Genomic DNA, 20832 nt, shown 5'->3' on the forward strand with positions numbered 1-20832 from the left:
TCGCCGGGTCGGTTTGCCGATCCTGCGCTTTCGCTCGGATGCGAGAGACATGTCCGGATGGATGCGAACGTCGCTTCTGGAGCCCCTTTTGCGTGGCGCGCGCGGGCCGCGCGCAGGCACAACCGAAGATCGGACGCCTCAGGGACCCTCATTCCCCTGTTGCCGAGTAAGGAAGAGGTATGACTGTCAAACTGACCGCGAAAAACGTTTCCAAGCTTTTCAACGATGACAGCGGCGAAGGGGCACGTCGCCTCGCCGCCGGCGAGAGCAAGGAAGACATCTTCAAGGCCACGGGTGTCACCGTTGGCATCGACAATGTGAGCTTTGATGTCCAGGAAGGCGAGATCTTCGTCATCATGGGCCTTTCGGGCTCCGGTAAATCCACCATCGTGCGCACGCTGAACGGCCTGATCCCGCCGACATCCGGTTCGATCATGATCGACGATGTCGACGTCGCCAATTGCAGCAAGGAAGCGCTGAGGGAAGTCCGCAGGCAGAAAATCACCATGGTTTTCCAGCACTTCGCGCTGTTTCCTCACAAAACGATTATAGACAACGTCGCCTTCGGGCTGAAGCTCAAGGGCGTCGACAAGGAAGAGCGTCACAAGCAGGCGCTGGCCTCGCTCGCCAAGGTCGGGCTCGACGCCTATGCCAACAGCTATCCGAGCCAGCTTTCCGGCGGCATGCAGCAGCGCGTGGGCCTTGCCCGCGGCCTGGCCAACGACCCGGAAATCCTGCTGATGGACGAGCCCTTCGGCGCGCTTGACCCGCTGATCCGCCGCGAGATGCAGGACGAACTGATCGTTCTTCAAAAGGAATTAAAGAAGACCATCGTCTTCATCACCCACGACCTCAACGAAGCCATGATCCTCGGCGACCGCATCGCCATCATGAAGGACGGCGCATTCGTGCAGGTGGGCACGGCCCAGGAGATCGTCTCCGAACCGGCCGACGATTATGTCCGCGCCTTCGTGTCCGATATCGACCGCAGCCGCGTCTTCAAAGTGTCCGACATCTCCAGCGATGCGGCCTGGGTAAAGGTTGACGCCACGGCCCGCGACGCACTCGGCGTCATGGACAAGGCCAAGTCCGACCTCGCCTATGTGGTCGAGCGCGGCGTGCCCGTGGGCCTGCTGATGCGTTCGGATGCGCTTGAGTGTCCGCGCGACACGCCGGTGCGTGACGTCATGTTTGCCGAGCCGCCGACCGTGCCGGAAGAGGCCTACCTCAATGAAGTCTACGGCGCCGCACAGGCGGGCGTGCCGATGGCCGTGACCGATGACGACGGCAAGCTCGTCGGCGTGGTCTCGCAGGATCAGATCTTCGAACAGCTTGCCGCTGATCCGGAAGAGCCTGAAACGGAGACCGAAGAGACCGACGCTGAGAAAAACAAACCGGCTGCAAGCCAGCCGGCTTCGGAATAAGCCGACAGGAGACCAGAGATTTGCTAGATCCATCGCAGTATTTCACGATCCCGTTCGACACGTGGGTCAATGACTTCGTCCGCGGCTTCCTCGTCCCGAATTTCCGGCCGTTCTTCCGCGCGCTCCAGGTGCCGGTCAACCAGGTTCTGATGGCGCTCGACACCTTCCTCGCATGGGTGCCGATGCTGGCCATGACCGCCATCTTCGCGCTTCTTGCCTGGCGCATCGTCGGCCGGACCATGGCGCTGGTGACGATCTTCGGGTTCCTGTTCGTCGACCTGATCGGCCTGTGGCCGGAGACGATGACCACGCTCGCCATGATCCTGACATCGGTGTTCTTCTGTACCATCATCGGCGTGCCGGTCGGCATTCTCGTTGCCCGCAGCGACATGCTGTGGCGTATCGTCCGGCCGATCCTCGACGTGATGCAGACCGTGCCGAGCTTCGTCTATCTGGTGCCGATCGTGATGCTCTTCGGCGTCGGCATGGCGCCGGGCATCATCGCGACCATCATCTTTGCCCTGCCGCCGATCATCCGCATGACCAATCTCGGTATCCGCAATGTGCGCACGGACCTGATCGAGGCATCGGAGGCTTTCGGCGCGAATTACACGCAGACGCTGATCGAGGTTCAGCTGCCGCTTGCCATGCGCACCATCATGGCGGGGTTGAATCAGACCCTAATGCTCGCCATGTCGATGGTTGTCATCGCAGCGCTCATTGGCGCAGGCGGCCTCGGACAGGTCGTCAACACCGGTCTCGGCCGACTTGATGTCGGCGGCGCGACCGCCGGCGGCGTCGGCATTGTGGTCCTGGCCATCGTGCTCGACCGCATCACCCAGGGCCTCGTCGAGCCTTCCGATCCCAACCGGATGACCTTCCGTCAGGCGTTGGGAACACTCTTCAGCGGCCAGAAAAAGGCCGCCGAATAAGCACGAGGGCGGCCCGAGGGCCGCTTTCAAGGGATCTCCGATCCCGTAGCCAAGGCGACGCGCCTGCCTCCCCGTAGGCGAGACGCCGCAACACGTAGAAACGGAGAAACACTCATGAACAAGAACCTCAACAAGCTCACCGCTGCCCTGATGATCGGCGCGGCCAGCCTTGTGCCGGCCACTGCCGCATTCGCGCAGGAGCCCGGCGACGGCAAGACCATCCGTATGGCCCAGGCCGACTGGGATACCGGCTGGTTCCAGGCCGAAATCTACAAGCAGATGTTTGAAGATCTCGGCTACACCGTGACCGGCCCGATGACGCTTGGCGCCTCGGCCTTCTATCAGGCCGTGTCGCAGGGCGACGTCGACCTCTGGGTCAACGGCTGGTTCCCGCTGCACCGCACCTATGAGTCGACCTTCGAGGGCAAGGCCAAGGTTGACGGCGCGGTTGCCAAGGGCGGCGCGCTTCAGGGCTACCTCGTCGACAAGGCGGCCATCGAAGAGTTCGACATCAAGACGCTTGACGATTTCAAGCGCGACGAAGTCAAGGAAGCCTTCGACCGCAATGGCGACGGCAAGGCCGATCTGGTCGCCTGCCCTCCGGGCTGGGGCTGCGAGCTGACGATTTCGCAGCACATGGAAGACTTTGATCTCGGCGACTCGATCAACCCGATCAAGGCCGGCTACTCCGCCTCCATGGCTGACGCGATCGCCGCCTACCAGAACGGCGAGCACATCCTGTTCTACACCTGGACGCCGAACTGGACCGTTGACCAGCTCGCGCCCGGCAAGGACGTGATGTGGATTGAAGTGCCGCAGAAGGAAGGCGTCGACCTGCCGGAACCGGCCAAGGGTCTCGACACCTGCGTTGCCGATCCGTGCTACATGGGCTTTGTCGCCAACGACATCGTCCCGGTCGTCAATGACGAGTTCCTCGCCGACAACCCGGCCGTCGATGCGCTCCTCAAGGAAGTATCGATCCCGCTGCCGGATATCTTCGCGCAGAACTCGGCCATGAACAACGGCGACGACGATGTTCAGGCCCAGGCCACCAAGTGGATCGAGGACAATCAGGACCAGGTCAACACCTGGCTTGAAGCTGCCCGTTCTGCCGCCAACTGATAGCGGCTGATCTTGAGGCCGGAAGGACGGTTTGGCCGCCTTCCGGCCTTTTTTGTTGTCCGGCGACGGCAGCGACCGCTCAACAGGCGCGCGCCCGAGCCGATCAGGACAGTTCCAGACAAGAGATTTTCATGAAGAAGCTGATTCACACGCTCGCCGTGACCGCCCTGGTCGGCACGGCCGGCCTTGCACCCGCCCTTGCTCAGGAGCCGGGCGACGGCGTCACCATCGAGATGGCCCGCGCCAGCTGGGACAGCGGCTGGTTCCAGGCCGCAATCTACACCAAGCTTTTTGAGGAACTCGGCTATGAAGTCGAGGGCCCGACAACGCTCGACGTGCCGCCCTTCTACCAGGCGGTGATGCAGGGCGACGTCGACCTCTGGGTCAATGGCTGGTTTCCCGCCCAGGACACCTACAAGCCGATCTTCGAGGATCAGGCCGAGGTGATCGGCATGGTCGCCGATGCCGGCGCGCTGCAGGGCTACATGGTCGACAAGGCGGCGATCGAGGAATTCGGCATCGAATCGCTCGCCGATTTCTCGCGGCCGGAAGTGCGCGAAGCCTTCGACCGCAATGGCGACGGCAAGGCTGACCTCGTCTCCTGCCCGCCGGGCTGGCTGTGCGAGCGCGTCATCGTGGAGCAGCTCGAGGACTTCGGGCTGGATGACGACATCGCGACGACCACGGCCGGCTACAACGCCGCCATGGCCGACACGATTGCTGCCTACAATGCCGGCGAGCATGTGCTCTACTATGCCTGGACGCCGAACTGGACCGGCTACGAACTGAAGGCGGGCGAGGATGTGATGTGGATCCCGGTTCCCCAGGTCGAGGGCGTCGAGACCGTGCCGCCGGCCGAAGGGCTCGAGACCTGCGTCGCCGACCCCTGCCACATGGGCTTCCCACCGAACGACATCCAGCCGGTGGCGCGCAAGGACCTGCTTGAGGCCAATCCGGCGATCGGCTCGATCCTGACCGAGGTCTCGATCCCGCTCGAAGACATTTTCGAGCAGAACGCGGCGATGATCGAGGGCGACGACGATATCGAGGCGCAGGCCGACGCCTGGATTGCGGATAACCGCGATGCGGTCGACGGTTGGCTGGAGACGGCCCGCGCAGCGGCCAACTGAGCCTGAGACAGAGATCCGAAAAGAACAAACCCGGCCCTGGTGACAGGGCCGGGTTTTTCTGTCACGTCAGCGGCCGTCGAGGCTGATGCCGCGCGTTTCGATGCGGAAGAAGAAGGTCACCACCGCGCCGATCAGCGAGGTCACGACCAGACCGTAGAGCAGCGCCGTGGTGCCGATATCGGCAAGCAGAACCGGAAACAGGAAGGCCGTCATGCAGGCGCCGATCTTGGCGAAGGAAGCGGCAAAGCCCGCGCCCGTGCCGCGGATATGGGTCGGAAACACCTCGCCCGCGATCAGATAGGTCTGGGCGTTCGGCCCGAGATTGGTCATGAAGTTGAACAGCATGAAGCCGGTGAAGATCAGAGCTGTCTGCGTCGCGCCCGAATAGCTGCCTGCCTGCGCGGCGATGAACAGGCCGACGGCGCAGCCGATGAAGCCGAAGACCTGCAGGCGGATACGGCCGATGCGGTCGGCGAGCAGCACGGCGCCGATAATGCCGACCAGAAGCAGAAGATCGAGCAGCGCCGTCCCCTTGGCGGCGATCAGGTCGTTGTGAACCAGGTCCGCGACATTGCGGGCATGTTCGGTCTTGTGGCCGACGGTCGCGGCCAGGATGGTGGGCGTGAAGATGCCAATGCCATAGGTGCCGAGATCCTGCAGGAACCACGGCACGGACGACAGGATCAGCGGACGCATGTTGTGCTTCTGGAACAGCGCGCGATAACCGGTCAACTTCTTGCGCGCGAGTTCCGGAGGCTCCGAGACACTGACCTTGGTCGGATAGGCCGGCACGCGTTTCAGAAGCTTCTGTAGTTCCGATTCGGCCTCCTTGCCCCGGCCGTGCACGGCGAGCCAGTGCGGGCTTTCGGGAATGAAGAACCGGCCGATGAACACGGCGAGCGCCGGAATGATCGCCACGCCATACATCCACCGCCATGCGCCGATCGAGGGGTCAAGGGTCAGGATGATATAGCCGAGAAGCGTGCCGAAGATGGCCCCGACCGCCTGGAAGCCGAATGCCGAGAGCACTAGCCCGCCGCGCGTCTTCGACGGCGTGCTTTCCGAAATCACCAGATGCGCCGTCGGATAGTCACAGCCGAGTGCCAGCCCCATGCCGAACAGACAAACGATCAGCCAGGCGAAACTCTGGGTAAAGATGATGGCCGTGAGAAAGGCGATGAAAAGCCCGAGCTCCATGATGAAAACGCGCTTGCGGCCGAACCGGTCGGCAAGCCCGCCGAGCGCGCTCGCGCCGATGAGTATGCCGAACAATGACGCCGAGCCGACCATGCCATGCTGCGTGGCATTGAGACCGAATTCCGCGGCAATCAGCGGCATGGCAACACCGGTCATGAAAACGACCAGGCCCTCGAAGAACTTGCCCGCCACCGAAAGCCACCAGATCAGCCACTGCGTTCCTGTCATCTTCGGCGGGGGCGCTTCCGTCCCGTCGATCCAGTACGGACGTTCGTCGATGTAGAACTGAACGCTCCGTGCTCGGTCGAGCCGGCGCTGGTCGGTCGGCATCTCATTCATGAAGTTTTCCTCTCGGCTTGCTCATATACCTTATACGGGAATGATTTAGCCCCTGCACTCGTGAGTTTCGTGACATTTTCCCAACTTCACGCCGCCAACTTCGAGGCCGGGCGACGATACGGCAGACCGATGAGGGCCATTCTTGACCTAAGTCAATGAAAGCGGGGGCCGTTTGTCTGCAAATGGCTCACGAACGGTCGATTCAGCAGGGAGGAACGCATGACGGCCGAAACCCTCGCGACTGATTGCTTGGACACTCAATTGACCCAGCCGATACCGAAAACAAACGGCCCAGCAAGTGCGGCGCTGCGCTCCGCTCATGCCACGATAGGGCGTCTTTGCGACGCACTGGAGGCCGTTGCCGATTCGCTCCCCGCGAATGTCAATCGCGGCGAGTGTCGGACCTTGTCCGAAGAACTGGTGCCTGCGCTCAAGAAGGCACAGGAACTGGAAGAAATGCAGGTCTTTCCTGCAATCCGCCGGGCAACTGGAGGCCGGGCTGCGGCCGAGGCCCTTGACCGCCTGAGCTACGAGCATTTCGAGGATCTCTGCTTTGCGGAGGAGGTCACAGACGTCCTGCGTCGGCTTTCAAGCGGCGACGTGGTCAATACCGAAGCCGTTGGCTACATGCTGCGCGGCCTGTTCGGCGCGCTCAGGCGCCATTTGTCATTCGAACAGGAACTCGTCGCAAGCCGCCTGCGATAGCCGGGCGGCCTCGGCCGCTCACCGCTTCCGGCGGCTCCACCGATCATGATACCAGAGCCATTGCTCGGGATATTCGCGCACCCAGGTCTCCACCTTGTCGTTCAGCGCCTGGGCCGTCGCGGCCACGTCCACCGCGCCCTTTTCCGTCCGGGGAAGCGGCATTTCCTCTTCCAGTTCGAGACGGAAGCGATTGTCCGGCAGCCGTACGCAGCGGGCGGGAAAGATCTTGCAGTCGAATTGGCGCGCAAGCTTGGCCAGTAGCGGGTTGGTCCGCACCTCCTGGCCGAAATAGGTCGACGGCGATCCGCGCTTGAACTTCTGGTCGACAAGGACGCCTACTCCCCTTCCCGCATCGAGCGCGCTGGCGAGCGCGAAGGCGGAGCCAGCATGGGAGGGAACCAGCTCGCCCATGCGCTTGCGTCGGAAACGGAACACTTTTTCGGCAATATAGGGGTTGTTCGGCGGGCGGAAGAGAACCGAGACGTTGAGGCCAAAGGATGCGGCGGCCACCGGAAGCAGTTCGAAATTCGCCGTATGGGCCGTGAACACGATGAACGGCTTATCGAGCGCCAGCAGATCCATGAAACGTTCCACGCCCGCCACCTCGATGCGGCCCACGTCCGGCCTTTCCGGATCGAAATCGAAAAGCTCGTCGAGAAACACATATTCCGCCGCGAGCCGGCCGATATGGCCCCAGCTGGCAAGCGCGATCCGCTCGACTTCCGCCTCCTCCATGTCTGGAAAGGCGCAGCGCAGGTTTTCAAGCACCAGCTTGTGCCGGCCGGTATGGGGCCCGATCTTGCGCATCGCCCAGTCGGCAAACCGGATCGAACCGTCCGCCGGAAAAAGCTTCATCACGGAAAGCAGGCCGAACACCAGATAGGCAATCAGCCACTGCTGGAACTGCCGGGCTTTGAGAACGATGCGGGTGATGAAGGATTTCACGGGAACCAGATCCAGAATTGAGTGCGGGCAGCGCGAGTGATCCGCGCTGCCCGCCTTGTAACGAGGATTTTCTTTCAGGCCAAGCTTAACAACGCAGGACGCTTGGTGCGCTAGTCACCGATCTGAAGCACGATCTTGCCGAAGACCTGACGGCTTTCCATCCGCTCGAGCGCCTTGTCGATGCCGTCGAAATCAACCAGCGTATCGATGACCGGGTGCACGATCCCCTGCGCCATCTTCTGCATGGCGTCCGCCATGTTTTCCATGCGGCAGCCGAAGGAACCGAAGAATTTGAGCTGCTGCTGGAACAGCATCATCAGGTTGACATTGGTGGAAACGCCCGAGGTCGAACCGCAGGTCACAAGGCGGCCGCCGCGCTTCATCGAAAGCATGGAACCGGCCCAGGTATCCGCGCCGACATGTTCGAAGACGACGTCGACGCCCTTCTTCTTCGTCAGCTTGCGAACGACGCCTTCAAACCGGTCCTCGCGGTAGTTGATAACCTCATCGGCGCCAAGCGCGCGGGCCTTTTCCATCTTGTCTTGTGACCCGACAGTGGTGATCACCCTGCAGCCCGTTTTCTTGGCAAGCTGGATTGCCGCCGAACCGATGCCCGACCCACCGGCATGCACCAGAATGGTCTCTCCCGGCTGAAGCTTGGCGTTGTCGAACAGCATGTGCTCCACCGTGCCGAAGGTGACCGGCGCCAGCGCTGCGGCAACGGCGTCGACGCCGGGCGGCGCGACAACAAGCTGGCGGGCCGGAATGTTGATCCTGTCCTGGGCAAAGCCGTCGAGATGGAAACCATGGACGCCGCCCACATGTTCGCACAGATTGTCCCGGCCCTCGCGACAGGCCTTGCAGCGCCCGCAGACCCGCGCGCCATAGATCGAGACAAGATCGCCCGGCAGAACATTGGAAACGCCGGGACCGATCGCCTCGACAATGCCGGAGGCCTCCGCGCCGATGGTGAGCGGCAGCTTGCGCTTGGCAAAGGCCATGCCGCGCCAGCCCCAGACATCGATATGATTGAGCGCCACCGCCTTCGGCCGCAGCGTCACCTCGCCCGGGCCGGGCGCTTCCGGCTCGGCAACATCCATAAGCTCGATCTTGCGGTCATCTGTCAGCTGCAATGCGCGCATGGGTCATTCCTTCAACATTTCGAAAAGACGGCCCTCGGCCGCCTCGCAAACTCAAGGCGCGATCTTCCCTCAGGAGGGTTCGCGCGTCATCACCAGGCAGGCATTCTGCCCGCCAAAGCCGAACGAGTTGGAAAGCACCGAAGAGACGCTCGCCTCGCGCTTCGCATTCGGCACGACGTCGAGCTCGATCGTCGGGTCCGGCGTGTTGTAGTTGATCGTCGGCGGCAGCACACCCGTCAGCATGGTCTGCAGCGAGAACACCGCCTCGACGGCGCCGGCCGCCGTGAGCGTGTGGCCGATCATCGACTTGTTCGACGACAGCGGAATGGACGGCATCATCTCCTCGCCGAAGACGGCCTTGAGAGATGAATACTCCATCTTGTCGTTTTCCGGCGTCGAGGTGCCATGGGCGTTGATATAGTCGAGCCCGTCAATGCCGAGGCCGGCATCCTCAAGCGCCGCGCGAATTGTCGCGATCGCCGGGCCGCCATCGGGCGAGGACCGCGTGCGGTGGAAATGATCCGCCTTTTCGCCACAGCCGCGAATGATGCCGTAAACGGTCGCGCCGCGGGCATGGGCGGCTTCCAGAGATTCGAGAATGAGCGTTGCCGCCCCTTCCGCTATCACAAAGCCGTCGCGATCCTTACTGAAGGGCTTGGAGGCCTTTTCCGGCGGATCGTTCTGGGTCGAAAGCGCCGACAGCAGCGAGAAGCGCACCAGCGCCTCGGCCGTCACCGAACCGTCGGTCGCAACCGTCATCGCCCTGTCGGTGCGACCCTGACGGATCGCCTCGACCCCGAGCTGGATCGCGGTGGCGCCGGACGCGCAGGCTGTCGACAGCGTCACCGGCAGTCCGCGCGTGCCGAAGCGATCGGCGATCCGCTCAGAGATCGACCCGAACATCACGGCCTCGTGGAAGGCGGGATCTGCCTTTTCGCGCATGGCGGCGAGAAAGCGGATATAGGCGTCATTGTCTTCGCTGGGCGGCGGCGCGCGGTCGGCAAGGTCGAAGCGCATCGACCATTCCGGCTCAACCGGCGGGGCGGCAAGGAACAGCGGCGCGTCGAAGTCGCCGGAAAGCCCGGCCATCGCCAGCGCTTCCTCGATCGTCGCCGCGGCAAAGGCGTAGGACCGCGCGACGGGGTTCTGCTCGGAGGGGATGAAATCCACCGTTCCGGCAATGCGCGTGGAGAGATGATCGGTCGGAAAGCGCGAGATCGCGTGGATGCCGGAGACGCCGCTGGTCAGCTTCTCCCAGTTATCCTTCAGTCCGCGCCCGAGCGAGGTGACGACGCCCATGCCGGTGACGGCAACCAGCGGACGGCCAAGGTGATCGGTAAATTTGCTCATCTGCCCGTCCTTTCTCACTTCTCGCCGACAAGCACGGCAACGCCTTCGCCGCGCTGCAGACCGACTGTGGTCACGGCGATCTTCTCGGCCGGCGCCGACATCGATGCCTCTCCGTCATTGAAGACGGGCACCGGCGCCTTGGCATCGAGCGAAAGCGCGGCCAGCGCGATGCCGAGAGGGAAATTGGCTTCCATGGCGTGGCCGGTCATGCCCGTGTAGCCGCGCAGCGGCGTATCCGGGAAACCGGACTTCAGAACATCGGCTTCCTGCTTCGTCAGCGCGCTGAGGCCGGTGGCGCCGGAGAAGATGGCCTCGTTCTGGCCGCCGTCAAAGCCGGCATCGGCAAGGAGCCGGGCAAAGCGTTTCTCGAACTTTCCATCCTCGCGCTTGCCGCGATCGCCCTCGACGCCGGAGAGCGTGGCATAGATGTGCGCGCCGCGCGCTTGCGCATAGGCGCGGGATTCGAGCACCAGGAAAGCGCCTGCCGACCCCATGATCATGCCGCCGTCGTCCTCGGCGGCCCTGTCCCAGAGCGGCGCCCATTTGCCGCACGACAGCGCATGAACGGCCTCCAGCATCAGCAGGATGTCGCGCCGCTCGGCAACGAAGGATGCGCCGACGAGCGTATGCGTCGACTGGCCGGCCAGTATGCGGGCGTAAGCCGTGGCAACAGCCGAGATGCCCGCCGCCTCTTCGCCCATGAAGGTGCGCGACGATCCCGTGACCTTGTGGACGATCGAGATATTGCCGGCCACCAGATTGGCAAGCTGCGCGAGGAACAGCGTCGGGCGCAGTTCCGTCGTCAGCTTTTCATTCAGCAGGATTTCGCGGTCGGTGCGCTCGCGCGCCTCGTTGACGATCATCGTGTCGACGGCAATGTCGCGCTCGCCGCCGCCGGCGGCCACGATCATGTCCATGGTCGAGCAGATCTCTTCATTGTCCTTTACGCCGGCATCGTCGAGCGCCAGGCCTGCGGCATAGACGCCGAGACGCTGCCAGTTTTCCATCTGGCGCTGATCGCCGCGTTTGGGGATCTGGTCTTTCCAGTCGATTTCGGGCAGCGGATGCACCGGATAGGGCGCGCAGATCTCGTCATCGATGCGCATCCCGGGCGCCGCGCCGCCGGTCAGCATGGCGACATGCGGCGCCTGGCCGACGCCGAAACTGGTCACAAGCCCGATACCGGTGACAACGACATCATTGTCCGATTTCGTCATTTCAGGACCTTTCCACGGTCTGGCCGTTCTCGATCGCGGCGAAAAGGCCGACTTCCTCGGCCCGTCGCCGGACGATCGGCGCCAGATCATTGTCTTCAAAAGAAAGCGTGCGGAATTTCAGCTGGGCGCTGGCGATCGGCTTGCCGGCAGACGCGATCTTCGCCTTGGTCACGGCAAAGCCGGAACCCTCGTGCTCCAGCGCCGCCTCGATATCGAGCACGGCATGCGGCTCGACGAAGCTGCGCAGCTTGGCGCTGTCGACCATCATAAGGAAGGGCATGGCCGAACAGTTGTTCACGCCCAGAAGCAGCATGCCGGAGGCCTGCGCCATGGTCTCGATCAACAGCACGCCCGGCACAAGCGGCATGCCGGGAAAATGCCCTTCGAACACGGGGCTCTTTTCCGGCACTGTCGAGCGCGCAACGATCCTGCCGGCGGAAATGTCCACGGACACGATCTCGTCGATCATCTGGAAATATTCGAGCAGCATGAATGCCTTCAGCCTCTCCCGCCTGCATCGTTCACGGCCAGGAAACGGAAGCCACGGCAGGCCCCGAAGCTTGTCCGCAGAAGAGGGCTGCCTGACGAAATCAGGCGTTCTTGGCCGCTCTCAGCTCGTCGATCTTGGCGCAGAGATTCTTCAGGATGAAGTATTCATCTGCATCGACCTTGCCCTCGTTGACTTCCTGAGTCCATTTTTCGAGCGGAATCTTGATACCGAATTCCTTGTCGATGGCAAAGACGATATCGAGGAAATCAAGACTGTCGATGCCCAGATCGTCAATCGTGTTGCTTTCCGGCGTAATCTTGTCGCGGTCGATTTCGCTCGTTTCAGCGATGATATCGGCAACTTTGTCGAATGTAGCGCTCACGCCTGTACCTCTTCAAACTATCAATTCAGCCCTTCTCATAGGCAAAGATTGGCGAAAAGCCAATGGCCACGGGGCATCGGATGATCATTTTTCGACATTTGATCAGACCGCCGAGGAATGTCGTCCCCGGCCGCCTTCCAGATAGGTATCAAAAGTCGCCGCAACAGAGCGGGCGAAGGGAAGCGCAGCTTTTTCCAGACGAAAACCGAAGGCATCGAAGCGACAGATGTCCGGATTGAGGCGCGCATAGGCTTTCGCCTCGGCAATCACATGTTCGGCCGCCTGCCCGAAACGGGCGCGCAGTTCGCAACTGGAAAAGCCATAGGCGCACATCACCTTTTCAATGACGAAGCGGCGCAGCCGGTCCTCGTCATCAAGCGCGATCCCGCGCACCACCGGCAGTTCGCCAGATTCCGCCAGACGCCGGTATTCGCCGATCGCCGGCATGTTCTGCCAGTAGCCCTCCCTCACCTCGCTGATCGAGGAAGCGCCAAGCCCGATCAGCGAGTCGGCGCTCTCATCCGTGTAGCCCTGGAAATTACGGCGCAGGCGACCTTCTCTCGCTGCACGCGCCAGACTGTCGCCGGGAAGCGCGAAATGGTCGATGCCGATCGGCTGGTAGCCTGCTTCCGCCAGCATTTCCCCGGCAAGCGTCATCTGCTCGAATCGGGCTTCGGCATCCGGCAGCGCATCCTCGGGAATCAGCGTCTGATGCTTCTTCATCCACGGCACATGCGCATAACCGAAAAGCGCGATCCGGTCGGGGCGCAGCGAGATGATCTGCGCCACGGTGCGGGACAATGTCTCGAGGCTCTGGTGCGGCAGGCCGTAGAGCAGATCACAATTGACCGAGCGCACGCCGCGTTCGCGCATCGCGGCAATCACCGCGGCCGTCTGCTCGAAGCTCTGCAGGCGGTTGATGGTCTTCTGTACACGCTCGTCGAAATCCTGAACGCCGAGGCTCGCGCGGGTCACGCCGATATCGGCGAGCGCATCGTAGCGCGCCTCGTCGAGATCGTTCGGATCCATCTCGACGCTGATCTCCGTGTCCTCGGCAAAGTCGAAGGCCTCCCGCAACCAGCCCATCAGCCGGCGCATGTCGTCCGGCGTCAGCATCGTCGGCGATCCGCCGCCCCAGTGCAGGGCGGAAACCTTCACCCCCTGCGGCAGCATGGCACCGACGGACTTGATTTCCTGACTGAGACTTTCCAGATAAGATGTAATCGGATCGTAACGCAGCGTATGCTTCGTATGACAGGCACAGAACCAGCAAAGCCGGTCGCAATAGGGAATGTGCACATAGAGCGAGACTTTGTCCCCTGCAGGAATCGCCTTCAGCCAGCCGGCAACGTCCGTCGCGGAAATCCCGCCATGAAAATGCGGGGCCGTCGGATAGCTCGTGTAGCGCGGTACGGGGCGCGAGAACGTCTTCAGCAACTGCCTGCTTGATATCATGGCGAAAACCCTTCCTCTTGCGGGATCAGTTTGTCGTTATCGCCTTGCACTTCCCCCGGCTTTGACTTTAATCAAGGAATGAGAATGTCTTACGCCCGCGCCGATCTCTAAACTGTTGCGCGCCGAACAAAGGGCGTCTAGACGGGTCGGAAGATTGAAGGCAACCTCGTGAACGGGCTGCGATTTGGTGAAACCATGGATGAAAAGCCGCATTTTGCAACCGATGATGACGCCATACCGCAGGTGTGCCGGGCCTGCGAGGCGCGCCATGGCGGCATTTGCTCGGTGCTGAACGGTTCCCAGCTCGCTGTCTTGAACAAGCAGTCGTCAAAGCGGACGATCGATCCCGGCACGGAAGTCGTCGGCCAGGGCGAGAACGTCAACAGCTATTCCAATATCCTGCGCGGCGTGGTCAAGCTGTCGAAGATGATGGCCGACGGTCGCCAGCAGATTGTCGGACTGCAGTTCGCGCCCGACTTTCTCGGTCGTCCGTTCTCGCGCGAAAGCTCGCTGACGGCGGAAGCGGCGACGGCGACGGAAATCTGCGCCTTTCCCCGCGCCGCGATCGAGCGGATGATCTCCGACACGCCCGGTCTCGAGCACAAGCTCTACGACCAGTCGCTGAAAGAACTCGACGAGGCGCGCGACTGGATGCTGACGCTCGGCCGCAAGACCGCGCGCGAGAAGGTTGCCTCCTTCCTCCACCTGATCGCCACGCACATCGACCCGGAAGCCGATGACGGCTGCACGTTCGACCTGCCATTGTCGCGGGCGGATATCGCCGACTTTCTCGGCCTGACCATCGAGACGGTCAGCCGCCAGATGACGAAGCTGCGCAAGGAAAAGGTGATTCTCGTGGAGAACAACCGGCACGTCACCGTGCCGGATATCGACCGGCTGAACGAGGCCGCCGGCAACGACTGAGCGTCAAGCCGAACGAAAGATCACAGCGACCAGACGAATCAGAGACGGCTGATGATGTGGCTCTCGCCCTCGTCATCGGCGTCCTGTTCGGCCCAGAGCGCTTCGATCGTCGGCAGGATCTCGCCGACGTCATCGATCAGGCGCGGGCGCACCTGATGGCTCGTGTGCAGGAACCCCTCGCCGCTCATATGTTCAAGCAACTGGATCATCGGGTTCCAGAAACCGTCGACATTGCCGAAGATCATCGGCTTCGAATGACGGCCGAGCTGAGCCCAGGTCATGATCTCGACGATTTCCTCCAGCGTGCCGATACCGCCCGGAAGCGCGACAAAGGCATCGGCGCGCTCAAACATGGTGTGCTTGCGCACATGCATGTCCGGGGTAATCAGCAGTTCATCGAGCGCCTCGAGCTGGTGGCGGGTCGCCTCCATGTCCACCAGAAATTCCGGGATGATGCCGACCACATGACCGTCATTCTCGAGCACGCCCTCGGCAACGGCGCCCATGATGCCCTTGGTGCCGCCGCCATAGACGAGCCGGTAGCCTGCCTTGGCGATGGCCGTTCCGAGCGCCTTGCCGGCGGCCATGTAGCTTGCCGATGTACCGGGTCTTGATCCGCAGTAGACGCAGACGGATCGAATCGTGTCTTGTTCGCTGTTCATGGATTTACTGAACCTCATTTGGCCTTTGCCGGTCAAGCGCATTGCAAATCGACCACAATCAGACGTTTACCTTGTTCATGCTTTCTCGCAAGCGCGAATGAAGACTTGTGTATAAACCGCACTATCGCTAGCGTTTTCAGCGAATTGACGTCGTCCGCGTGGCGTCGTGTCTGGAGTGAAGAATGAACAAGAACAACACACGTGTCATCATTGCGGCCATCATCCTGCTGCTGATCGCGGCTGGCGCCTATTTCGCGCTGCGCGACAAGAACGGTGAAATCGCAGGCGAGCAACAGACCACGCAGGACACGCAGACCGAAACGCCGCAGACGGAGCCTCCCGGCCCCGACATGCAGGAGGAGGCTGCCGCACCGCAGCGGGAGCCCGAGAGCGGGACGGCCACGGCCGAACCAGAGAGCGAAGCCGGCGACGACGAGCCGGTTGAGCGACAGGCGGCGATGTTGCGCATCCCCACCTTCGACGTCCTGCGCGTAGAACCTGACGGCACCGCAGTGATTGCCGGCGGCGCCGAACCGCTCGGTTTGCTCGATGTGAAGGAAGAAGAGAGCATTCTCGCCTCCTCAGACGTTACCGAATCCGGCGACTTCGTCGCCATCGTCGAAACGCCGCTGTCGCCCGGCGACCACTTGATCTACCTCAGCGTCACCATGCCGGACGGCAGGACGGTGCGATCCGAACAAACGGCGACGGTTTCCATCCCGGACGGCAACAATGGCGAACTCCTCGCGCTGATCACCGAGCCTGGCAAGGCTTCCGAGATCATCTCCGCGCCGCAAATGCAGTCGACGACGTCACCCGGCAACACGGTCGTCGCAACGCGACAGGACGTCGACCAGCAAGCATCCAACGACGGAAACGCCGGGCGGGATGACGCCATGCTTTCCGGAGATACGTCTGGAGACGATGAAACAGATACCAATCTGCCTGCCGTCAACGTCGAAACGCGCGGAAGCCAGGACGAGGCGTCGGGTGCGGTCACCGCCGCGCAGGAGCCCGCCTCCGACCAGACGCCGATCGCCGTTACCGTCTCGATCAAGGCCGTCGAGATCGAGGACGACACGCTGTTTGTCGCCGGCGAGGGCGAGATCGGCGCAACCATACGCGGTTATGTCGATGACGCACTCGTGGCCGAAGGGTCCGTCAACATCGAGGGCAATTTCGTGCTTGAGGCCCGGACCGAGGTATCGGTCGGACTGCATACGATCCGCGTCGACATGCTGAACGAGAACAACCAGGTCGTGGCCAGGGCCGTCGTGCCCTTCGACCGGCCGCCGGGAAACCAGATCGCCGCGATATCGGCCGACCCAGACGGCACCAGCGCCGATCAGTCCGACGGAACCCAGACATTCCTCCAGCCGCAGCTTCAGGGCAGCGACAACGCGGTCATCATCAGGCGCGGCGACAATCTCTGGCGGATTTCACGGCGGGTCTATGGCCGGGGCGTTCGCTACACCACGATCTACCTTGCCAACGAAACGCAGATCGTCAATCCGGACCTGATCTTGCCCGGCCAGGTCTTCTCCCTTCCCGTCGAGCCCTTGCCCGACAGCGAGGCGGAGACCATCCACCGCCGCCTTCTGGAAGGCATGCCCGTGGGACCGGAATACCAGTTGCCGCCTGCCGACAGATAGGGCGAGATGTCCTGCCCCAGGCCTCGTGCCATTGCATTCGGCGACAAACGACCCTATCTCGCATGACGAAACGACGCCTAGTGCGTCGTTTTCCCGTCTTTGAACATATTTATCATGGCTCGGCCGACCCGCCTCGAGCCGGGGGATTATCATGGCAGATCGCCAGAGAACCGTTTCAGCGGATTCAGCCAATCCGCTTCAGACCATCATCAACCTGTGGCCCTATATCTGGCCATCCAGTCGCCCGGACCTGAAACGCCGCGTCGTCTACGCGACGATCGCGCTGGTGATTGCCAAGCTCATTCTCCTTCTGGTGCCCTATTCCTTCAAATGGGCGACCAATGCGCTAACGGGCGAGCTCGAAATCAACACCATTCTGCCAGCCTTCCTGTTCGGCGCGGTCACGCTGGTCCTGTTCTACAATCTGGCCCGCATCGGCCAGCTCGGCTTCAACCAGCTTCGCGACGCGCTGTTTGCCAGCGTCGGCCAGTATGCGGTGCGCCAGCTCGCCCACCGCGTGTTCGTGCACATGCACAGGCTGGCGCTGCGCTTCCACCTGTCGCGCAAGACCGGTGGACTTTCGCGCATCATCGAGCGCGGCACCAAGGGCATCGAAACCATCGTGCGCTTCACGATCCTCGCCACGCTGCCGACCGTGCTGGAATTCTTCCTGGTCGCAGTCATCTTCTGGTGGGGCTATGGCTTCGACTATCTGGCGATCACTGCGGTCACTGTCGTGCTCTATGTCTGGTTCACCATCAAGGCCAGCGACTGGCGCATCGCCATCCGCCGGCAGATGAACGACAGCGACACCGACGCCAACACCAAGGCGATCGACTCGCTCCTGAACTATGAAACCGTCAAATATTTCGGCAATGAGGACATGGAGGCCAGCCGCTACGACAGTTCCATGGCCAAGTACGAGGCAGCGGCAACACGAATCTGGACCTCGCTCGGCTGGCTCAACTTCGGTCAGGGTGTCATCTTCGGCGCCGGCATGACCGTGATGATGGTGCTTTCCGCGATCGCCGTGAAGAACGGCACGCAGACGATCGGCGATTTCGTCTTCGTCAACGCCATGCTGATCCAGCTTGCCATTCCGCTCAACTTCATCGGCTCGGTCTATCGCGAAATCCGCCAGGGACTGACCGATATCGAGGAGATGTTCAACATTCTCGAAGTCGATCCGGAAGTCACCGACAAGGACGACGCGCAAGACCTGCAAATCCGTCAGGGCGCAATCGCCTTCAAGGATGTGCATTTTTCCTATGATCCCTCCCGGCCGATCCTCAAGGGCGTTTCCTTCGAGGTGCCGGCCGGCAAGACGGTCGCGATCGTCGGCCCGACGGGCGCCGGCAAATCGACGATTTCGCGCCTCCTCTTCCGCTTCTACGACGTCAACGAGGGCGCGATCACCATTGACGGTCAGGACCTGCGCGAGGTGCGCCAGCACAGCCTTCGCGAGGCGATCGGCATGGTGCCGCAGGATACCGTGCTGTTCAACGACACGATCGCCTACAATATCCGCTATGGCCGAACCTCGGCGACCGACGAGGAAGTCAACGCAGCGGCCGAGCTTGCCCAGGTGGGCGATTTCATCCGGCAACTGCCCGAGGGCTTTGATACTCAAGTGGGAGAGCGCGGACTGAAGCTCTCCGGCGGCGAAAAGCAGCGCGTCGCCATCGCCCGCACGATCCTCAAGGCCCCGCCGATCCTCGTGCTCGACGAGGCGACCTCGGCGCTCGATACCCACACCGAGCGCGAGATCCAGGCCGCCCTCGATGTCGTCTCGAAGAACCGCACGACGCTCGTCATCGCCCACAGGCTTTCCACCGTCATCGGCGCCGACGAGATCATCGTGCTGAAGCGCGGCGAGATCGCCGAGCGCGGAACCCACGACAACCTCATCGCCATGAACGGTCTCTACGCCCAGATGTGGGAACGCCAGCGCGAGGCCACGCTTGCCGAAGAACATCTGCGCGAAGTACGCGAGAGCGATGACATGGGCGTGATCATGCGGCTCGATCCCGCAAACTGAACGAAGAAGCCCGCGCCTGTGGAGAACCATTTTCAAGTCGCGGGGGAACCTGTAAGCTTTCCACGCGTCAGTGTTACAAGCGGCCGAACCAAGAGCCCCCGGAGCCAAGGAAACCGATGACCGTTTTCGATTCGATCAGGAAGGCGATCGTGCCCATCCACAAGGAAGGCTATCCCTTCATCGCGATCTTTATCGTCGCCACGCTGATTCTCGGCTGGATCGCCGATCCGCTGTTCTGGATCGGCCTCTTCGCCACGCTCTGGTGCGCCTATTTCTTCCGCGATCCCGAACGCATCGTGCCCCAGGACGACGATATCGTCATCAGTCCGGCCGATGGCCGCGTCTCCTCCATCAGCGAGGAGATCCCGCCGCAGGAAATGGGGCTTGGCGACGAGCCGATGCTCCGGATCTGCGTGTTCATGAACGTGTTCAACTGCCATGTGAACCGGGCGCCCATGGCCGGCACTGTGCGCGGCATTCACTATCGCCCGGGCAAGTTCCTCAATGCCGAACTCGACAAGGCAAGCGAGGACAATGAGCGCAACGGCGTGGTGCTCGACACCGCCCATGGCGCCATCGGCGTCGTACAGATTGCAGGCCTGGTCGCCCGCCGCATCGTCTGCTTCGTTGAAAACGGCGATGTGGTCGATGCAGGCGAGCGGTTCGGCCTCATCCGCTTCGGCTCGAGGCTCGACGTCTACCTGCCGGCCGGCACGACCCCGCGCGTTGCCGTCGGTCAGACGGCGACGGCCGGCGAAACGGTGCTCGCCGTTTTCGGCGACTTTGAACTGCCCGTTGTCGGACGGCGGATCTGATGGATGTGAACGAGAACGAAGGCTCGCTGGCGACGCGAACGAAATCGGGCTCCGATATGTCCGGCAGGGGTCCGCGCCTGCGTGAAATTCCGCTGCGCCTGATCGTTCCCAACCTTGTGACGGTGCTTGCTATATGCGCCGGACTTTCCGGCATCCGCCAGGCGATCGACGGCAAGTTTACCGAAGCGGTGCTGATGCTGTTGATCGCCGCCTTTCTGGATGGCGTCGACGGCCGGCTGGCGCGGCTCCTGAAGGCGTCTTCGAAATTCGGCGAACAGATGGATTCGCTCGCCGATATCGTCAATTTCGGCATCGCGCCGGCGCTCGTCTCCTATATCTATCTGCTGAATGATGCCGGCACGCCCGGCTGGATCGCCGCCCTGCTTTACGCGATCGCCGCCGCGCTCCGTCTCGCGCGCTTCAACGTGATGGCGGAACGCAAGCGCAAGGCAAGCTGGCAAGGCGAATATTTCGTCGGCGTGCCAGCGCCTGCGGGCGCGATCATCGTACTCCTGCCGGTCTATCTAGGTTTTCTCGGCATGCAGCCGAGCCGCGGGATCGCACTTGCAGCTTCGATCTACACCGTGCTCATCGGCTTCCTTCTGATCAGCCGGCTACCGGTCTGGTCGGGAAAAAGCCTCGGGCTGAATGTCCGTCGCGAGTTCGCACTGCCAATGATGCTGCTTGCGGTCCTTTCAGTCGCGCTGCTCGTTGCCTACACCTGGCACGTGATGATCGCCGGCTCGGCTCTCTATATTGCCGCCCTCCCGCTCGGCGCACGCGCCTGGCATTCCAAATACGGCACGCTGGTGATGGAGGAGGATGACGAGGACGACGAAGACGATGATCCGGACCACCCGCGCAAGAACCGGCTCGATCTCGATATCTGACACAACCGTCCGGCTGCGGTC

General features: G+C 62.2%; 19 protein-coding genes. 10 read left to right on the forward strand and 9 right to left on the reverse strand.

What is annotated here, in order from left to right; all coding sequences use genetic code 11:
• Positions 1-179 precede the first annotated feature (179 nt).
• The 4 genes from GGR30_RS03390 to proX (GGR30_RS03405) all read left to right on the forward strand — a co-directional run bounded on the left by GGR30_RS03390 (position 180) and on the right by proX (GGR30_RS03405) (position 4608).
• A complete protein-coding gene (locus tag GGR30_RS03390; protein WP_183482511.1) occupies positions 180-1424 on the forward strand; it encodes a quaternary amine ABC transporter ATP-binding protein in 1245 nt (414 codons plus the stop codon).
• 20 nt (positions 1425-1444) lie between these two features.
• A complete protein-coding gene (locus GGR30_RS03395) occupies positions 1445-2356 on the forward strand; it encodes an ABC transporter permease (protein ID WP_138749537.1) in 912 nt (303 codons plus the stop codon).
• A gap of 114 nt (positions 2357-2470) precedes the next feature.
• The gene (gene proX / locus GGR30_RS03400) at positions 2471-3478 is read left to right on the forward strand and encodes a glycine betaine/L-proline ABC transporter substrate-binding protein ProX (RefSeq protein ID WP_183482513.1); all 1008 of its coding nucleotides are present in this window, start codon (positions 2471-2473) and stop codon (positions 3476-3478) included.
• 131 nt (positions 3479-3609) lie between these two features.
• Entirely contained in the window at positions 3610-4608 is a 999-nt protein-coding gene (gene proX, locus GGR30_RS03405) for a glycine betaine/L-proline ABC transporter substrate-binding protein ProX (RefSeq protein WP_183482515.1), read from the forward strand.
• Between the two features lie 66 nt (positions 4609-4674).
• Here proX (GGR30_RS03405) and GGR30_RS03410 read toward each other — a convergent pair whose 3' ends face one another.
• Positions 4675-6144 carry an MFS transporter gene (locus GGR30_RS03410; RefSeq protein WP_183482517.1) on the reverse strand — a complete coding sequence of 490 codons (1470 nt, stop codon included), beginning with the start codon at positions 6142-6144 and terminating at the stop codon, positions 4675-4677.
• 219 nt (positions 6145-6363) lie between these two features.
• Here GGR30_RS03410 and GGR30_RS03415 point away from each other — a divergent pair, with 219 nt between their 5' ends.
• Complete coding sequence (locus GGR30_RS03415; protein WP_183482519.1) at positions 6364-6849, forward strand: hemerythrin domain-containing protein; 486 nt, start codon at positions 6364-6366, stop codon at positions 6847-6849.
• Positions 6850-6867: 18 nt separating this feature from the next.
• Here the strand turns inward: GGR30_RS03415 and GGR30_RS03420 are convergent, their stop codons facing one another.
• From GGR30_RS03420 to hemN, 7 genes are all read right to left on the reverse strand, one after another.
• Positions 6868-7794 (reverse strand): lipid A biosynthesis lauroyl acyltransferase, encoded by a 927-nt coding sequence (locus GGR30_RS03420; RefSeq protein ID WP_183482521.1) that lies wholly within the window; start codon positions 7792-7794, stop codon positions 6868-6870.
• Positions 7795-7904: 110 nt separating this feature from the next.
• Positions 7905-8936: a zinc-binding dehydrogenase gene (locus GGR30_RS03425; RefSeq protein WP_183482523.1), complete on the reverse strand. Its 1032-nt coding sequence runs from the start codon at positions 8934-8936 to the stop codon at positions 7905-7907.
• A gap of 69 nt (positions 8937-9005) precedes the next feature.
• Positions 9006-10286 carry a beta-ketoacyl-ACP synthase gene (locus tag GGR30_RS03430; protein WP_183482525.1) on the reverse strand — a complete coding sequence of 427 codons (1281 nt, stop codon included), beginning with the start codon at positions 10284-10286 and terminating at the stop codon, positions 9006-9008.
• A 14-nt stretch (positions 10287-10300) separates the two neighbouring features.
• Positions 10301-11503: a beta-ketoacyl-ACP synthase gene (locus GGR30_RS03435; RefSeq protein WP_183482527.1), complete on the reverse strand. Its 1203-nt coding sequence runs from the start codon at positions 11501-11503 to the stop codon at positions 10301-10303.
• Position 11504: 1 nt separating this feature from the next.
• Positions 11505-11993, reverse strand: a complete 489-nt coding sequence (locus GGR30_RS03440) for a 3-hydroxyacyl-ACP dehydratase FabZ family protein (RefSeq protein ID WP_183482529.1) — start codon at positions 11991-11993, stop codon at positions 11505-11507.
• 100 nt (positions 11994-12093) lie between these two features.
• Positions 12094-12375: an acyl carrier protein gene (locus GGR30_RS03445; protein WP_138749545.1), complete on the reverse strand. Its 282-nt coding sequence runs from the start codon at positions 12373-12375 to the stop codon at positions 12094-12096.
• A 102-nt stretch (positions 12376-12477) separates the two neighbouring features.
• Positions 12478-13830 carry an oxygen-independent coproporphyrinogen III oxidase gene (gene hemN, locus GGR30_RS03450; RefSeq protein ID WP_183482531.1) on the reverse strand — a complete coding sequence of 451 codons (1353 nt, stop codon included), beginning with the start codon at positions 13828-13830 and terminating at the stop codon, positions 12478-12480.
• Positions 13831-14025: 195 nt separating this feature from the next.
• On the opposite strand from hemN, the gene GGR30_RS03455 reads away from it, so the two are divergent.
• The gene (locus GGR30_RS03455; protein ID WP_183482533.1) at positions 14026-14754 is read left to right on the forward strand and encodes a Crp/Fnr family transcriptional regulator; all 729 of its coding nucleotides are present in this window, start codon (positions 14026-14028) and stop codon (positions 14752-14754) included.
• A gap of 38 nt (positions 14755-14792) precedes the next feature.
• On the opposite strand, the gene GGR30_RS03460 is transcribed toward GGR30_RS03455, so the two are convergent.
• Entirely contained in the window at positions 14793-15416 is a 624-nt protein-coding gene (locus tag GGR30_RS03460; RefSeq protein WP_183482534.1) for an LOG family protein, read from the reverse strand.
• Positions 15417-15598: 182 nt separating this feature from the next.
• Here GGR30_RS03460 and GGR30_RS03465 point away from each other — a divergent pair, with 182 nt between their 5' ends.
• The 4 genes from GGR30_RS03465 to pssA all read left to right on the forward strand — a co-directional run bounded on the left by GGR30_RS03465 (position 15599) and on the right by pssA (position 20811).
• Positions 15599-17068: a LysM peptidoglycan-binding domain-containing protein gene (locus tag GGR30_RS03465; RefSeq protein ID WP_183482536.1), complete on the forward strand. Its 1470-nt coding sequence runs from the start codon at positions 15599-15601 to the stop codon at positions 17066-17068.
• A gap of 151 nt (positions 17069-17219) precedes the next feature.
• On the forward strand, positions 17220-19106 hold the full coding sequence (locus tag GGR30_RS03470; RefSeq protein ID WP_183482538.1) for an ABCB family ABC transporter ATP-binding protein/permease: 1887 nt from the start codon (positions 17220-17222) through the stop codon (positions 19104-19106).
• Positions 19103-19921: a phosphatidylserine decarboxylase gene (locus GGR30_RS03475; protein WP_281378100.1), complete on the forward strand. Its 819-nt coding sequence runs from the start codon at positions 19103-19105 to the stop codon at positions 19919-19921. Before GGR30_RS03470 ends, GGR30_RS03475 begins: the two co-directional genes overlap by 4 nt.
• Positions 19921-20811: a CDP-diacylglycerol--serine O-phosphatidyltransferase gene (gene pssA / locus GGR30_RS03480; protein WP_183482541.1), complete on the forward strand. Its 891-nt coding sequence runs from the start codon at positions 19921-19923 to the stop codon at positions 20809-20811. The genes GGR30_RS03475 and pssA overlap by 1 nt, the downstream gene beginning before the upstream one ends.
• Positions 20812-20832: the final 21 nt, after the last annotated feature.

It is taken from the genome of Martelella radicis (assembly GCF_014196625.1).
In the GTDB taxonomy this organism is placed as follows: Bacteria; Pseudomonadota; Alphaproteobacteria; order Rhizobiales; family Rhizobiaceae; genus Martelella; species Martelella radicis.

Excerpts from the sequence above, each read along its gene's own strand:
- GGR30_RS03390 (WP_183482511.1), top strand. The coding sequence starts at position 180 with ATGACTGTCAAACTGACCGCGAAAAACGTTTCCAAGCTTTTCAACGAT.
- proX (WP_183482513.1), top strand. The coding sequence starts at position 2,471 with ATGAACAAGAACCTCAACAAGCTCACCGCTGCCCTGATGATCGGCGCG.
- proX (WP_183482515.1), top strand. The coding sequence starts at position 3,610 with ATGAAGAAGCTGATTCACACGCTCGCCGTGACCGCCCTGGTCGGCACG.
- GGR30_RS03410 (WP_183482517.1), bottom strand. The coding sequence starts at position 6,144 with ATGAATGAGATGCCGACCGACCAGCGCCGGCTCGACCGAGCACGGAGC.
- GGR30_RS03415 (WP_183482519.1), top strand. The coding sequence starts at position 6,364 with ATGACGGCCGAAACCCTCGCGACTGATTGCTTGGACACTCAATTGACC.
- GGR30_RS03425 (WP_183482523.1), bottom strand. The coding sequence starts at position 8,936 with ATGCGCGCATTGCAGCTGACAGATGACCGCAAGATCGAGCTTATGGAT.
- GGR30_RS03430 (WP_183482525.1), bottom strand. The coding sequence starts at position 10,286 with ATGAGCAAATTTACCGATCACCTTGGCCGTCCGCTGGTTGCCGTCACC.
- GGR30_RS03435 (WP_183482527.1), bottom strand. The coding sequence starts at position 11,503 with ATGACGAAATCGGACAATGATGTCGTTGTCACCGGTATCGGGCTTGTG.
- GGR30_RS03440 (WP_183482529.1), bottom strand. The coding sequence starts at position 11,993 with ATGCTGCTCGAATATTTCCAGATGATCGACGAGATCGTGTCCGTGGAC.
- hemN (WP_183482531.1), bottom strand. The coding sequence starts at position 13,830 with ATGATATCAAGCAGGCAGTTGCTGAAGACGTTCTCGCGCCCCGTACCG.
- GGR30_RS03455 (WP_183482533.1), top strand. The coding sequence starts at position 14,026 with ATGGATGAAAAGCCGCATTTTGCAACCGATGATGACGCCATACCGCAG.
- GGR30_RS03460 (WP_183482534.1), bottom strand. The coding sequence starts at position 15,416 with ATGAACAGCGAACAAGACACGATTCGATCCGTCTGCGTCTACTGCGGA.
- GGR30_RS03465 (WP_183482536.1), top strand. The coding sequence starts at position 15,599 with ATGAACAAGAACAACACACGTGTCATCATTGCGGCCATCATCCTGCTG.
- GGR30_RS03470 (WP_183482538.1), top strand. The coding sequence starts at position 17,220 with ATGGCAGATCGCCAGAGAACCGTTTCAGCGGATTCAGCCAATCCGCTT.
- pssA (WP_183482541.1), top strand. The coding sequence starts at position 19,921 with ATGGATGTGAACGAGAACGAAGGCTCGCTGGCGACGCGAACGAAATCG.